Raw genomic sequence first — 13,065 nt, 5'->3', positions numbered from 1 at the left:
GAAAGCGCGCCGGAATGACGGGAGCGCCGGGCGGTCGAATCGGTCTCAGCCGACCGGGGTTTGGCGCGCGGCGGCGAGTTGTCCGCGCATTTTCATGACCTTGCCGGTCATGCCCGCCCCCACGACCGCCACGAGGGTGCCGTCGCGGAACATATGGGCCAGGAATTTGCGTCCCTTGTCCTCCACGATCCGCACCTCGTCGGCGAGCGCGGGGGTGCCGAGCACCTGGATCTTGACGTCGTACTGATCGCTCCACACGTACGGAACCCGCACGGCGGCGGGCGGTTCGGTGCCCAGCAGCGCGGCGGCCAGCAGCTGTGCCTGTTCGCCCGCGTTGGTCCAGTGTTCGACGCGCCGGTTGCGCCCGGCTTGGTGCGCGCCGCGCCAGGCCGCCACATCGCCGACCGCCCAGACGCCGTCGACGCCGGTGTGCCCGTTCTCGTCGGTGAGCACGCCGCCGCCCTCGGCGGGTGCGGCCAGTGGGATGCCGGAGTCGGTGAGCCATTCGGTGACGGGTACCGAGCCGACGCCGATGACGACGAGATCGGCGTCCACGACGCTGCCGTCGCCGAGTCGCACACCTGTCACGGTCTCTCGCGAATCATCCTGGCCCGCAGCGGATTCGGTGGTGATCAGCGCGTCGACGCCGACGCCGCAGCGCACATCGACGCCTTCTTCGCGGTGCATGCGCGCCACCAGTTCGCCGATCTCGGTGCCGAGCGCGGCGGCCAGGGGAGTGGCCTGCGGTTCCACCAGCGTCACGTTCACTCCGCGCGCCCGGAAGCTCGCGGTGAGTTCGCAGCCGATGAATCCCGCGCCGACGACGACCGCGTTCCGCGCGTCCGCCAGCTGTTCGCGGAGTCCGGTGGCGTCGTCATGGGTGCGCAGTACGTGCACGCCGGCCGCGTCGGGGAAGCTGGGAATGCGCCGGGGCCGCAGTCCGGTGGCGATGACGAGCTGGTCGTAGCCGATGGTGTCGCCGTCGCCGAGCCGTACCCGCCGGGCGGTGGTGTCCACGCCGGTGGCGGTGACTCCGAGGCGCAGGTCGATGCGGTTTTCGGTGAAGAATTCGGCGGGCCGCAGGGCGGTGTCGTCGATTTCGCCGCGGACGAACTGTTTGGACAGCGGGGGCCGGTCGTAGGGTGCGTGCGGTTCGTCGCCGAGCAGGGTCAGTTCCCCGTCGTAACCTGCGCGTCGCAACTCTTCGGCGGTTCGTAGTCCGGCCAGCCCGGCCCCGACAATTAGAACGTGTTCTACCGATTGCGACATGGTGCTCACCATATCGGTTCCGGAGGGGCCTTGACGCTGTGTCACGGGTCACATCCGATCAGGTGCTGAATCGTAGCCGGGAGTTTATTGATCGGGCGGTCAATCAGGACTAAACCGGAAAGTAGGACATATCCTCAGCCTTTAGGAGGCACCCCATGTTCACCGAGAGCCGCTCCCACGCGGTGACCGTTATCCTCGGCGCCGTCGCCGCCCTGTCGCCCCTGTGGGTCGGCCACAACGACAAGGCCCTGTGGTCCCTGGTCGTGCTGGGCGTGCTGATCGCCCTCACCGGTCTGGGCCTGATCGGCGATCTGCTCGGCGGTATCGCCGACTACGCGCTGCTGGTACTGGGCGCACTGCTGTTCATCTCCCCCTGGGTGATGAGCTTCGATTCCTACAGCGGGGCCTCGTGGACCGCGTGGGTCGTCGGCGCGCTGAGCGTCGTGATGGCACTGTCGGCCATGCCCGCGGTGTCGGGCCGTCTGCACCTGGGCGCCAGCCACTGATGCAGATGCGTCGACCGGGAGCGGGGCGCCGCCGGACCAGGAAGCTGGACGGCGACGCCCGTCAGCTCATTCTCGATGCCGCCGAAAAGCTTTTCGCGGCACAGGGATTCGATGCGACCCCGACTGCCGCGATCGCCGCGGCGGCCGGGGTTCCCAAGGGTTTGGTCTTCTATTATTTCCCCGCCAAGGACGCCATTCTGTCGGCGTTGATGGCCGAGCGGGTCCCGGCGCAGCCGATCGATGACATCGAATCATTGGTCGCCCCGGGCGATCCGGTGAAGAGCCTGGTGAATCTGGATGCGGCGCTGAATCTTCGGGATACCCGCTCCGGGGTGTTGCGGGTGATCATGTGGCGGGAGGCGGATACGCATCCGGACGTCCGGAAACAGTTGCGCCGCATGCGCGATCAGATGCTCGATATCACCGCCCGGGTATTGCAGGCGAGTGCGCCGGATCCGGTGCGGCCCACTACGCTGCGGGCGTGTGCGGCGGCCTTCGTCTCGGCCATGTTCGCCATCGCGAGCACCGATCGATTGCATGCGCTGGACGGTCTGCCGCTGCCGACCTCGGACGAGATATTCACTGTGGCGCAGGTGGTCGCGGCCGGTATGGCACAACTCGGCTAGCGCATTTGCTGGTGTGTCGCTGAAGCATCTGAAACGTTTCGCTGTGACACTCGATGTGGGGCAGAAAATGCACCACGACGAGGTAAATCATGGTGGAGGTGCGGATGCGGTCCGGATGGTTGCTACGCAAGGTCATGCTCGTGGGGGCGGTCCTGGTGAGCGTGGTCATCGCCGCCCCGGCCGCCACGGCGGAACCCGTATATCCCAGACCGGATCCGGACCCGTTCTACGCGCAGCCCGCCGATGTGGCGCGGCACGATCCGGGCGATGTGCTGGATTCGCGAATCATGCCGCCGCTGCCGTTCTTTCCGGACACCACCGTCACGGTGATCAAATTCCGTTCCACGAATTCGCGGGGCGCGCCGATCGCCGCGATTACCACCGTGCTGACCCCGCGTGAACATCGCCCGGACGGTCCGCTGCTGTCGTATCAGCACATCATCAATGGCCTGGGCAGCCAGTGCGCGGTGTCGAAGGTGCTGTTCACCTCGGACCCGAATCTGTTCGTCAAGGAATCGGTCGCTTTGAATGTGGCGCTGCGGCGTGGCTGGTCGGTGGCGCTGCCCGATCATCTGGGCCCGAATTTCGCCTATGGCGCGGCCAAATTGGGTGGTCAGATCACCCTGGACGGTATTCGCGCGGCCCAGCGCCTGCCGCAGTTGGCGGTGGCGAACAGTCCGGTGGCGATGGCGGGTTATTCCGGCGGCGGGATGGCGACCGCGTGGGCGGCCGCGCTGGCCCCGTCGTACGCGCCGGATCTGCGCATCGCGGGCGCGGCCACCGGCGGTGTGCCCATGAATATGCTCAAGATGGTGAATTCGCTGGGCTGGCAACCGCATCCGGCCTTCGGTCTGGCGATGGCGGCGGCGATCGGCCTGGAGCGCGAGTATCCGGATCGGCTGCCCATCAGCACCCAGATGAATCGTCAGGGTCTGGCGGCGCGCGATGCCATGGCCAATGGCTGCACCAATGAGATCATGGCCGTCGGGGCCGGTCACAGTGCTCGCGAATTCGCCGCCAGTACGTCGATGATCGATGATCCGGGCGTCCAGGACGTACTGCGCGAGAACAGTCTGGAGCTGTTCGACGGGGTGCCGAATATGCCGGTGTTCGAATGGCATTCGCCGAGTGATCCGCTGATTCCGGTGGATGCCATAGTCAATACCGATCGACGCTATTGTGCGGCGGGGGTGCGGCTGCAAATGGATGTGAACGCCTCGCCCGAGCACCTGTCCGCCGCGGTGTTCGGGGTGCCGTCGGCGCTGGCCTGGGTGGATGCGCGGTTGCGGGGTGAACCCGCACCGTCGAACTGCTGATATACCGTCAATCCCCCAATACTGTTGCTCGTGAATCGCTTTCGCCGCGGCCCGACTCGCATGGGCCACGGTGGAGCGGTAAGAATGTCGCCCATGGATGCCGATTTCACCAACGGCTCGAGTTCTTCGCGGAACTCGCGTCAGGAGAACTACCGCCTCACCAATCCGAATGGCGCCGATTCGAACGGTTACGGCTCTCCGGCGCTGACCGGCGTCGATACCGGCTCCCCCGCCACCCTCGGGCGCACCGCCCTGGACCAGCCGGAACAGCCGGTGCAGTGGTCATCGCCGATGACCCGCCGCACCGCCGAATCGGATCCGCCGCAGCGGCGTTCGGTCCAGGATTTCGCGTCGACCCCGCGCCTGTCGACGCCGGAGGTGGATACGCCCGCGCGTCGCTCGGTGCAGGATTTCGATGCCGCGCCCAACTTCACGGCGGATTTCCCCCCTGCCACCAATGGGCACGCGATCACCGAAGCGGATTCGCGTCGCGCGTCCCAGGATCTGGAATCCTCGCGCCGCGCCGCACAGGATCTGGAGGCGTCGCTGCGCCGTGCGGCAGAGCTCGAGGCGGCGGTGCGGCGTGCGGCAGCCGAATCCGATTCCGCCCCGCAGGCTCTCGCGGAGCCCGAATCCGGGTCGCGGCGTGCGATTCCGGAGCCGGAGCTCGCCTCCTGGCGTGCCACGCCCGAGCCCGAACTCGCGTCCTGGCGTGCGATTCCGGAGCCGGAACCCGCCTCCCGGCGTACCGCTCCGGAGCCCGATCTCCCGTCCCGGCGTGCGGCTCCGGAACCCGAACTCGCATCCCAGCATTCGGCCGCGGACGCGGGCACCTCGCACCGCGCGGTCGCCGAGGTCGACGCGCCCGCACGCCGTGCCGCCCCGGAGGTGAACACACCCGCCGGTCATGCCGCGCCGGAGTCGAACGGGATCTCGCGCCGGGCGGAGCGGTCGAACACCTCGTCGGGCCGCCGTGCGGCGCCGGAACCCGAACTGCCGCAGCCGGTTCCGAATGCCGATGGTGAGCGTGCCCGGCAGTTCCGCGCCGAGGACGCCCCCAATATCGATCTGCACCACATCATGGGCCTGCTGGTCGCCAGCCATGACCTGGAGGTGGCGGCGCAGGCGGCGGAGTCCGGTGCGGGTTCGGTGGCGGATTTGGCCGAGGCCGCGCGCCGCACGCGTACGGCGGCGGTGGATTTGGTGGCGGCCTGGTACGGCGGCCCGGATCATATGCGCCGATTCGGCGAGGTGCTGTTACAGGCCGCGGCTGAAACCGCTTGATATCGCGCATCGTCCGGTGCGCTCCCGAATTCGGGAGCAGGGACCAGATGATGCCGGTTGACGATTTACCGCTCCGGCGTGGAGCGGAGTTGGTGTCGGTGCCCTGCCCGATCATGGTGGGGTGACTGGCGAATTGACCGCGGCGGCGGTGCAGGGGGAATTGTCGAAGGTCGCCGATGCGGGAGACGCAGTGCATCTGCGGCGCTTCTTCAAAACCGGGCCGGGTGAGTACGGCGCGGGGGATGTGTTCATCGGGGTGCGGGTGCCCAAGACGCGGGCGGTGGTGAAACCGTTCGCGGGTATGCCGCTTTCGGAGATCGATCTATTGCTCGACAGTGCGGTGCATGAGCATCGGCTGGCGGGTCTGATCATTCTGAATGGGGAGATGGCGCGGGCCACGCGCACCAGGAGTGCGGATGTAGCGGCGCAGCAGCGGATCACCGATCTGTATTTGGCGGCGGTGCGTCGTGGCCGGGTGAACAACTGGGATCTGGTGGACGCTTCGGCGGAGTTCGTGCTGGGCCCGTGGTTGCTGGCGCGCCCGCGCGATGTGCTGTTCGAGTTGGCGGCCGCGGATTCGCTCTGGGAGTGGCGGGTGGCTTTGCTGACGACTTTCGCGTTCATCAAGGCGGGGGATACCGGTACCACGCTGGAACTGTGTGAGCGATTCCTCGAGGACAAACGCGATCTGATTCAGAAGGCGGTGGGCTGGATGCTGCGCGAAATCGGTAAGCGGGTGGATCGCGCGATTCTCACCGGATTTCTCGACGCACATGCCCCAGCTATGGGCCGGACAGCTTTGAGCTACGCCACAGAACACCTGACTTCGGAGCAGCGGGCGCACTATCGATCCCTGCGCTGAGCGGGGGAATCGGTGGAACGCGTGACAGTCACGCCCACTGTGCAACCCATCTGTTCATCTTCAGTTAAGTTTACGTTAACCTAGCGCAATCATTCTGTGACTTACCAAGAACAGACCGCGCGTCCGGTTATAGCCGGACGTACTCGACCTTCATGCGGAATCCTCCGCGATCCGAGACGCCTCCGGCGGCGGTGTTCACCACATAAGTCAGCAGGTCATCAGAATGCGAAAACTGTTTCCCCTAGCCGTACTCGCCGCGCTCGCCGTGGTGCCCGTCCAGGCGCATGCCGATGTCCCCGGCGTCCCGGCGGAGCTGCAGCAGCCCGTCGAGCAGGCTCAGCAGTTCGCTCGCACGCTGCCCGCGCCGCAGCAGGATCAGATCCGCCAGTTCACCCAGACGCTGCCCGCGCCGTACACCGAGCTGCTGCCGCCGACCTTCACCGATGATCTGGACGGCTGGATCAAGAACGCCCTCTACGTGATGGGCAAGAACAACATTCCGGGCGATTACGACAGCATCTTCCGGAACATCATCCGCGAGTCCGGCGGCAACCCGCGCGCCATCAACCTCTACGACTCGAACGCGGCGGCGGGCATCCCCTCCAAGGGCCTGCTCCAGGTCATCGACCCCACCTTCCAGGCGTACCACGTCGAAGGCACCTCCTGGGATATCTACGACCCGGTCGCCAACATCACCGCCGCCTGCAACTACGCGGCCCACCGCTACGGCACCATCGCCAACGTCTTCTCGGCGTACTGAGTTATCCCACCTCTCGGGGGCGCTGCCCCCGAACCCCCCTGTCGCGCAACACAATCGGCCGCCGCGTCCCTGACGCGGCGGCCGACTGTGGTTCCGGGGTTTCGGGGGGCGGAGCCCCCTGAGAGTTCCGAGAGTTGGTCAGAACTGGATCTTCAGGCGATCCGTCGTCGGCCGCGCCTGGCAGCCGAGGATGTAGCCGTTGGCGATGTCCTCGGGATCCAGGATCTCCGCGTTCTCCATCTCGACCGAGCCCTCCACGACGGTGCAGGCGCACGAGCCGCATTCGCCTTCGAGGCACGAGTAGGGCACGTCCAAGCCCTTGGAGAGCATGATGTCGACCAGCGTCTGACTGCGCGGCCAGGTGAGTTCGTGTGTCTCCCCGTCGAGTTCGACCTCGACGGTCGCCGCGTCGGCCGCTTCCTCTTCGCTGATCTCGGCGGGCGCGACCTCGGCGAACGGATCGCCGGAGAGCGAGTTGAACACCTCGGCGTGAGTCCGGTTGCGCGGCATCTCGTTCTGCGCGAGCGCGTCGTGCACCCGATCCATGAACGGCTTGGGTCCGCACATGAACGCCTCGTACCCGGCGTAGGGCGCGGTGAGGGTGGCGAGCGCGTCGGCGGTCGGCAGCCCCTGCAGATGCTCCAGCCAGTGGATGACCACGAGCCGCTGCGGATGCTTGTCCGCGAGTTCGCGGAGCTCCGAGGCGAAGATGACCGATTCGTGGTCCCGGTTGGCGTACACGACCACGATGCGCCCGTTGCCGCGCGCGAGCCCGGACTTGAGGATCGACATCACCGGTGTGATGCCGGAGCCCGCCGCGAACAGCAGCAGATCCTCGTCGAGGTTCTTGGGCGTGAAAACGCCGGAGGGCGGCAGTACTTCGATCTCGCTGCCCGCGACGAGGTTGTCGCACACCCAGTTCGAGGCGTAGCCGTCGACGGTGCGCTTGACGGTCACCTTGGGCTGGTCGTCGGTGTGGGGTGAGCTGGCGAGCGAGTAGCAGCGCGCGACGGACCCGGTGAGGTCGCTGGGAATGCGCAGGGTCAGGAATTGGCCCGGTTGGTAGGCGAAGCGTTCGCGCATATCCTCGGGGACGTCGAATACCAGCGATACGGCGTCGGCTGTCTCATTGATGACCGCGGAGACCCGCAGCACAACCGATCGTGAGCTGTGCGGTACGTCGACGGTGGTCATAGTGTCCTCTCGAACCCGGCGCGGTAAGCGATTCCGGCCCAGTGTGCCCAAACTAGAACGTGTTCTAGTTTAACTATACGGTGCTGTCTCGCTGCCGGACAAGCTGAGCCTCGAGACCGGCGACCAGCACATCCATCGAGAAGTCGTAGGAATACTTTCCACGCAGGTCGCCCAGGTGTTTCATGGCTCTTTCCACCGCCTCGGGCAGCGCTCGATCCTGGAGTGCCCCGCGATCGCGCGGATTCACTTTGCTGCGCCCGAACAGATAGGTGTGGATGGTCGCATAGGCGGCGAGCACATTGCGTTCGCTGAATCCGGCGTCGAACAGGATCTCCATCACTGCGGCGATGAGGTCGAGCTGTTTGCCGAGCATCTGCTCGATCAGCACATCGCCGAGTCCCGGGTGCCTGCGCAGTTTTTCGTCGATCTGATCGATGAGGTCGCGCAATCGCATTTGCCAGGGCCCGAATTCGGGTGGCTGCTTGCGTACTCCGGTGAGGGCGGCGGTGGCGACGAGATCGAGTAGCTCGCGCTTGTCGGCGACGTAGTAATAGGGAGCCATCGGGGAGACGCCGAGTTCGCGCGAGAGCCGGCGCATGGAGAGTTTTTCCACGCCGTCCTGACGAACCACCCGCAATGCGGCTTCGACGATCTCTGCTTCGGAGAGAGTGTTACTCCCGCCCCCGCTGGTCTGCATACGTCCTACTCCCATGCCACCGGATTTCCGTTCCTGCCTGTTCACCTGCCGGTTTTTCCGCCCCCGCAGTGTAGAGCGCCGGGTGTTCGACCGGTTCCGCCACTGTGATCCGCACGGACTTATGGACTATCGGTGATAGTGAGCGGCGCGCCAATCATGATTGCCGGTGGTGTGCTGACCTAGCATTTCAGGAATGCGCCATGATCGCCTTCCCGATGGTTTCGGGGTGCGAATCGATCCGCGGGTGCGCACTTACTCCGGTGGACGGTTCCTGGTCGGCGGCACGCCGAACCGGTTGCTCCGCCTTGCGCCGGAGGCTGCGGCCATGATCGGTGACGGGTACCTCGAAGTTAAGGACCCTACTTCCGCCCGGGTTGCCAGACGTCTGCTCGATTCCGGTGTCGGTAATCCGCGGCCGCGGTTGCTGCCTTCGCTGGAGGACGTCACGGTTATCGTTCCGGTGCACAATGATCCGGATGGTCTGACTCGGTTGCTGTCCGCTTTGCGCGGTTATGCGGTGATCGTCGTCGATGACGGATCAGACCGACCGGTTCGAATTCCGGTGGCGCGCGCCAATCGCTGCCGGGTGACCGTGCTGCGCCGCGATAAACGCTACGGCCCGGCCGCCGCCCGCAATTTCGGATTGCGCTGCGCCTCGACCGAATTCGTGGCCTTCCTGGATCCGGATGTGGTGCCGCGCACCGGCTGGCTGGAGGTCATGCTCGGACATTTCAGCGATCCGAAGGTGGCGCTGGTGGCCCCGCGCATCCTGGCCATGGATCCGGACTCCACACTGCTGGCCCGCTATGAGCACACCCGCGGTTCGCTGCATCGCGGCCGCCGCGAATCGGCGGTGCAGGCGCACGGCCCGGTGCCGTACGTGCCGAGCACCGCACTGCTGGTGCGCCGCTTGGCCCTACTGGCCGAGGGCGGTTTCGACGAGTCCATGGCGGCGGGCGGCGATATCGACCTGTGCTGGCGGCTGGATCGAGCGGGCTGGCGGTTGCGCTACGAACCGGCCGCCCGGGTGGCGCACAGCAATCCGGTCTCACTGCGAAAGTGGTTCGCGCACAAGGTGACCCACGGCACCGGGGTCGCGCCGCTGGGCCAGCGGCACGCGGGTATGGCCGCACCGCTGTCGATTCCGATCTGGACGGCCGTGGCCGCACTGCTCTTCGGCACCCTGACCCGCTGGGGTGCGGTCGGCGGTGTGCTCACCCTGGTGGCCACGCTCTTCCGATTACGCCGCGTCTTCGCCGAACTCGACAACCCGACCCGGGTCTCCGCCATATATATGGCGCGCGGATTCTCCGGCGGCCTATGGCGTCTGGCGTCGTCCCTGTGCCGGCACTACTGGCCGGTGACCCTGCTCGGCATGCTGTGCTCGCGCCGCATCCGCCACCTCGCGGTGACGATCGCGGTGGCCGACGGCCTGGCCGACTGGTTCATCCACCGCGAGACCGGCAGCCTGGACCCGACCCGCTACGTGGCCTGCAAACGCCTGGAGGACGTGGCCTACGGCACCGGCCTCTGGTGGGGCGCGGCCAAACTCCGCGACCTCGCCGCCCTACGACCCACCCTGCCCCCCAACTGATTTCGCCCCACCTCCCCGTCATTCCGGCACGCTTTTGGCCGGGATCCACACCCCGCAGCGCACCAGCCGCCCGCGACTCACCAGCGCGCGGTCAACTGCACCGGCATATGCCGCACACCCGTGTGCTTATTACTCCGCGTGTATTCGATCGCGCCCGTGAGTTCCACGTCGTCGACCTGATCGAGCAGTGCGGTGAAGACCACGCGCATCTCCATCCGCGCCAGCGCCGCACCGAGGCAGAAGTGGCCGCCGCGCCCGAATGCCAGGTGCGGGTTGGGTTTTCGGGTGATGTCGAAGCGGTGCGGGTCGGCGAAGACCGCCGCGTCGCGATTGGCGGAGGCCCACCAGAGGGTGACCTTGTCCCCGGCGCGAATGCGCTGTCCGTGCAGTTCGTGGTCGCGGGTGGCGGTGCGCCGGTTGTAGGGGGTGGACGAGGCCCAGCGCAATATCTCCTCGACGGCCCCGTCCAGCAGCGTGCGATCCCGCTGGAGGGCGCGCCAGAGTTCGGGCCGTTCGATGAGCGCCGCCATGCCCAATGCGACGGAGTTCCTGGTGGTTTCGCTCCCGGCGGCGATGAGCAGGCTGAACAGCATGGCCTGTTCCATATCCGAGAGCGGTGCGCCGTCGATGGTCGCGGTGGCGGCCAGCGACATCAGATCGTCCGCGGGTTCGCGTTTCTTGGCCGCCAGCAACCGCGTCCCGTAGGCCCGGGTCTCCGCAACGGCCTGCCGGGTGCGCTCGGTGATTTCGCCGAGTTCGCGATCCTGGTAATCCAGCGCCACATTCGCCCAGCCGAACAGTTGATGCCGGTCTTCCTGCGGCACGCCCAGCAATTGCGCGACCGCCTGCAGCGGTAGCTCCGCGGCGAGGTCGATCAGGAAATCGCATTCGCCCTTCGCGACCGCCGCCGCGACGATGGCATCGGCCCGCTCGCGCAACTCGTCTTCGATGAGCCGCAGCGTGCGCGGCGCGACGCTCGGTGCCAACAGGCGTCGTACGCGTGCGTGCCGAGGGTCGTCCATCATGTTGAGCAAAACTCCGGCGGCCCAGTCGGCGGGCAGGTCTTCGATGAGTGTGCCGCCGCCGGAACGGTTTCCGCCGCCCTGTGAGGAGTAGGTGCTGGAATCTCCGGCCGCGGTGACGATATCGGCGTACCGGCTCAGTACCCAGAAGCCTTCCCCGTCGGGGGTGTGCGCGGTGGGCGAATGCCAGTGGACCGGGGCGTTTTCCCGGAGCCGATCGAAGTGCGCGTGTGGAAACCCGGCCGTGAAGAGGTCCAGTGCGGTCAGGTCGATATCGTCCACAACCCCGTGCTTACACCGTATGACGCAGTCCCGTGGCGGATCCGCAATTAGACGGGGCTCACATTCTGCGTGGTTCGGTTTCCGGTGTGACCTGCGGGACAAACGATCGGTCTCGTACTTGTGTGCGGTAGCCGGTCGGTACTCTTCGGGTACGGAAAGAAAGGCAAATGGTCAGCAATCTCGCAGGTGGGAGCAGTCCGCAGCACGGTGCCGAACCGGGCACTCAGTTGGGTGCGCTCGAGGCCTATGCCGCGCAAGCCCACGGATATCTCAGTGTGGGCGGCGAACAATTGGGTCAGCTGCCTGGTTTGTTGCGACCGATGGTGCTCGAGTCGTGGCTGCGCAGTGTGCGCGGCGGCGTCGATCCCATGGACGACAATGACGGCCGCGGACTGCGCGGCGCTGATCTCGAACGTTATCGCGACGCGCACCCGATCGCGGCGGTCATGCCCCTGGTGGACAAACTGCTGCTGCGCGACGCGACCAGTACCGGTCTGATCGTCGTCATCGCCGATCAATTCGGCCGGGTGCTGTCGGTGCACGGTAATCCCGATCGTGTGCAGGCGGCGGCCGATGCCGGTTTGCGCGAGGGCAATGATCTGAGCGAGCGCCGGGTGGGCACCAATGCCGTTGGGCTGGTGGTGCGTACCGGTCGCGCCGCATGGATTCACGGTCCGGAGCATTTTTTGCATCGCATGCATCAGATCACCGGTGCGGCCGCGCCCGTTCACGATCCGGATGGCCGCCTGGTGGGCGTGCTGATGATCGCGGGTGGGGTGCGGGTCGCGCGCCCGGAGATTCTGGCGCTGGTGAAGGCGGCGGCGACGGCGGCGGAGATGGATCTGCTGCTGGCGGCGGTGCGTTCGGGTCATGATCGCCGTGCGGGCGCGGACGCCCCGATGCCCGAGCGTCTCGGTCTCGAGGTGCTGGGCCTGGGGCAGCCGCAGTTGACGGTGGCGGGTGAGCGAGTTCCGTTGTCGCAGCGCCATGCCGAGATCCTGTTGCTGCTGGCCGAACATCCGGAGGGTTTGTCCGCGGATCATCTGGCGCTGCTGCTCGATGACGCGGATCTGGACAACGCCACGATTCGCGCCGCCATGTCGCGGTTGCGGTCGGTGGTGGGTCCGAATGTGTTCGGTTCGCGCCCTTACCGTTTGCGCGTTCCGATCGCCACGGATGTGGAGGCTTTGCGGGCGGCCCTGGATTCCGGGGACGTCGACGCGGCGGTGCGGCTCTACGCGGGTCCGGCGCTGCCGCGTTCGAATGCGCCGGGAGTTATAGACATTCGCGATGAATTGCGAGTGCGTCTGCGGACCGCCGTGTTGCGTTCCGGTGAAGCGGCGGTCCTGAGCAAGTGGACCGCGGGTGCGGAGGGCCGGGACGATGCGGCCGCGTGGGCGGTGTATCGATCGACCGTCGACCGTGATTCGCCACTGTATTCACAGATCGAGGCGAAGATTCGCGTGCTGGATCGGCGCATGGGCGCCGATGCAACGCAGATGCAACGTTTCGACTCATAGTCTTCGCAACCGAAAGTGTGCTCGGTCACACGTTGGCCTCGCCATGTGGTTGCACCCACATTCTCTGCGGTCTCCGCGTAATCTCCGGAACCAACTAGACGCTCGTCCAACTTTTTTTCGGGAAAAAGTTCCG

General features: G+C 66.4%; 12 protein-coding genes. 8 read left to right on the top strand and 4 right to left on the bottom strand.

Features of this window, described 5'->3' with window-relative positions; translation table 11 throughout:
- Window positions 1-45: 45 nt before the first annotated feature.
- Window positions 46-1,269, bottom strand: coding sequence for an FAD/NAD(P)-binding oxidoreductase (locus AB0L82_RS28130; RefSeq protein ID WP_364642663.1), 1,224 nt, complete (start codon window positions 1,267-1,269; stop codon window positions 46-48).
- Between the two features lie 155 nt (window positions 1,270-1,424).
- Between AB0L82_RS28130 and AB0L82_RS28125 the strand changes: the two genes are divergently transcribed.
- From AB0L82_RS28125 to AB0L82_RS28100, 6 genes are all read left to right on the top strand, one after another.
- Window positions 1,425-1,775, top strand: coding sequence for an SPW repeat protein (locus AB0L82_RS28125; RefSeq protein ID WP_364642660.1), 351 nt, complete (start codon window positions 1,425-1,427; stop codon window positions 1,773-1,775).
- A gap of 5 nt (window positions 1,776-1,780) precedes the next feature.
- Window positions 1,781-2,401 carry a TetR/AcrR family transcriptional regulator gene (locus AB0L82_RS28120; protein WP_364642657.1) on the top strand — a complete coding sequence of 207 codons (621 nt, stop codon included), beginning with the start codon at window positions 1,781-1,783 and terminating at the stop codon, window positions 2,399-2,401.
- Between the two features lie 89 nt (window positions 2,402-2,490).
- The gene (locus AB0L82_RS28115) at window positions 2,491-3,717 is read left to right on the top strand and encodes a lipase family protein (RefSeq protein WP_364642654.1); all 1,227 of its coding nucleotides are present in this window, start codon (window positions 2,491-2,493) and stop codon (window positions 3,715-3,717) included.
- A gap of 93 nt (window positions 3,718-3,810) precedes the next feature.
- Window positions 3,811-5,001, top strand: coding sequence for a hypothetical protein (locus AB0L82_RS28110; RefSeq protein ID WP_364642651.1), 1,191 nt, complete (start codon window positions 3,811-3,813; stop codon window positions 4,999-5,001).
- 121 nt (window positions 5,002-5,122) lie between these two features.
- Complete coding sequence (locus tag AB0L82_RS28105; RefSeq protein ID WP_364642647.1) at window positions 5,123-5,863, top strand: DNA alkylation repair protein; 741 nt, start codon at window positions 5,123-5,125, stop codon at window positions 5,861-5,863.
- A gap of 223 nt (window positions 5,864-6,086) precedes the next feature.
- A complete protein-coding gene (locus tag AB0L82_RS28100) occupies window positions 6,087-6,623 on the top strand; it encodes a transglycosylase SLT domain-containing protein (protein WP_364642644.1) in 537 nt (178 codons plus the stop codon).
- A gap of 138 nt (window positions 6,624-6,761) precedes the next feature.
- Here the strand turns inward: AB0L82_RS28100 and AB0L82_RS28095 are convergent, their stop codons facing one another.
- Window positions 6,762-7,817, bottom strand: a complete 1,056-nt coding sequence (locus AB0L82_RS28095; RefSeq protein WP_364642641.1) for a ferredoxin--NADP reductase — start codon at window positions 7,815-7,817, stop codon at window positions 6,762-6,764.
- A gap of 73 nt (window positions 7,818-7,890) precedes the next feature.
- Window positions 7,891-8,514 (bottom strand): mycofactocin system transcriptional regulator MftR2, encoded by a 624-nt coding sequence (mftR2, locus tag AB0L82_RS28090; RefSeq protein ID WP_364642638.1) that lies wholly within the window; start codon window positions 8,512-8,514, stop codon window positions 7,891-7,893.
- A gap of 193 nt (window positions 8,515-8,707) precedes the next feature.
- On the opposite strand from mftR2, the gene mftF reads away from it, so the two are divergent.
- A complete protein-coding gene (mftF, locus tag AB0L82_RS28085; RefSeq protein ID WP_364642635.1) occupies window positions 8,708-10,108 on the top strand; it encodes a mycofactocin biosynthesis glycosyltransferase MftF in 1,401 nt (466 codons plus the stop codon).
- A gap of 77 nt (window positions 10,109-10,185) precedes the next feature.
- Here the strand turns inward: mftF and AB0L82_RS28080 are convergent, their stop codons facing one another.
- Window positions 10,186-11,412, bottom strand: a complete 1,227-nt coding sequence (locus AB0L82_RS28080) for a cytochrome P450 (RefSeq protein WP_364642632.1) — start codon at window positions 11,410-11,412, stop codon at window positions 10,186-10,188.
- A 167-nt stretch (window positions 11,413-11,579) separates the two neighbouring features.
- Between AB0L82_RS28080 and AB0L82_RS28075 the strand changes: the two genes are divergently transcribed.
- Window positions 11,580-12,932: a GAF domain-containing protein gene (locus AB0L82_RS28075; protein ID WP_364642629.1), complete on the top strand. Its 1,353-nt coding sequence runs from the start codon at window positions 11,580-11,582 to the stop codon at window positions 12,930-12,932.
- Window positions 12,933-13,065 lie beyond the last annotated feature (133 nt).

The organism is Nocardia sp. NPDC052001, from assembly GCF_040680615.1.
Lineage (GTDB): Bacteria > Actinomycetota > Actinomycetes > Mycobacteriales > Mycobacteriaceae > Nocardia.
This window is presented reverse-complemented; position numbering and strand designations above follow the sequence as displayed.

What these genes read in the sequence shown, in the direction of transcription:
- AB0L82_RS28125 (WP_364642660.1), top strand. Translation starts at nt 1,425, where the DNA reads ATGTTCACCGAGAGCCGCTCCCACGCGGTGACCGTTATCCTCGGCGCC.
- AB0L82_RS28120 (WP_364642657.1), top strand. Translation starts at nt 1,781, where the DNA reads ATGCGTCGACCGGGAGCGGGGCGCCGCCGGACCAGGAAGCTGGACGGC.
- AB0L82_RS28075 (WP_364642629.1), top strand. Translation starts at nt 11,580, where the DNA reads ATGGTCAGCAATCTCGCAGGTGGGAGCAGTCCGCAGCACGGTGCCGAA.
- AB0L82_RS28095 (WP_364642641.1), bottom strand. Translation starts at nt 7,817, where the DNA reads ATGACCACCGTCGACGTACCGCACAGCTCACGATCGGTTGTGCTGCGG.
- AB0L82_RS28130 (WP_364642663.1), bottom strand. Translation starts at nt 1,269, where the DNA reads ATGTCGCAATCGGTAGAACACGTTCTAATTGTCGGGGCCGGGCTGGCC.
- AB0L82_RS28115 (WP_364642654.1), top strand. Translation starts at nt 2,491, where the DNA reads ATGGTGGAGGTGCGGATGCGGTCCGGATGGTTGCTACGCAAGGTCATG.
- AB0L82_RS28110 (WP_364642651.1), top strand. Translation starts at nt 3,811, where the DNA reads ATGGATGCCGATTTCACCAACGGCTCGAGTTCTTCGCGGAACTCGCGT.
- mftF (WP_364642635.1), top strand. Translation starts at nt 8,708, where the DNA reads ATGCGCCATGATCGCCTTCCCGATGGTTTCGGGGTGCGAATCGATCCG.
- mftR2 (WP_364642638.1), bottom strand. Translation starts at nt 8,514, where the DNA reads ATGCAGACCAGCGGGGGCGGGAGTAACACTCTCTCCGAAGCAGAGATC.
- AB0L82_RS28100 (WP_364642644.1), top strand. Translation starts at nt 6,087, where the DNA reads ATGCGAAAACTGTTTCCCCTAGCCGTACTCGCCGCGCTCGCCGTGGTG.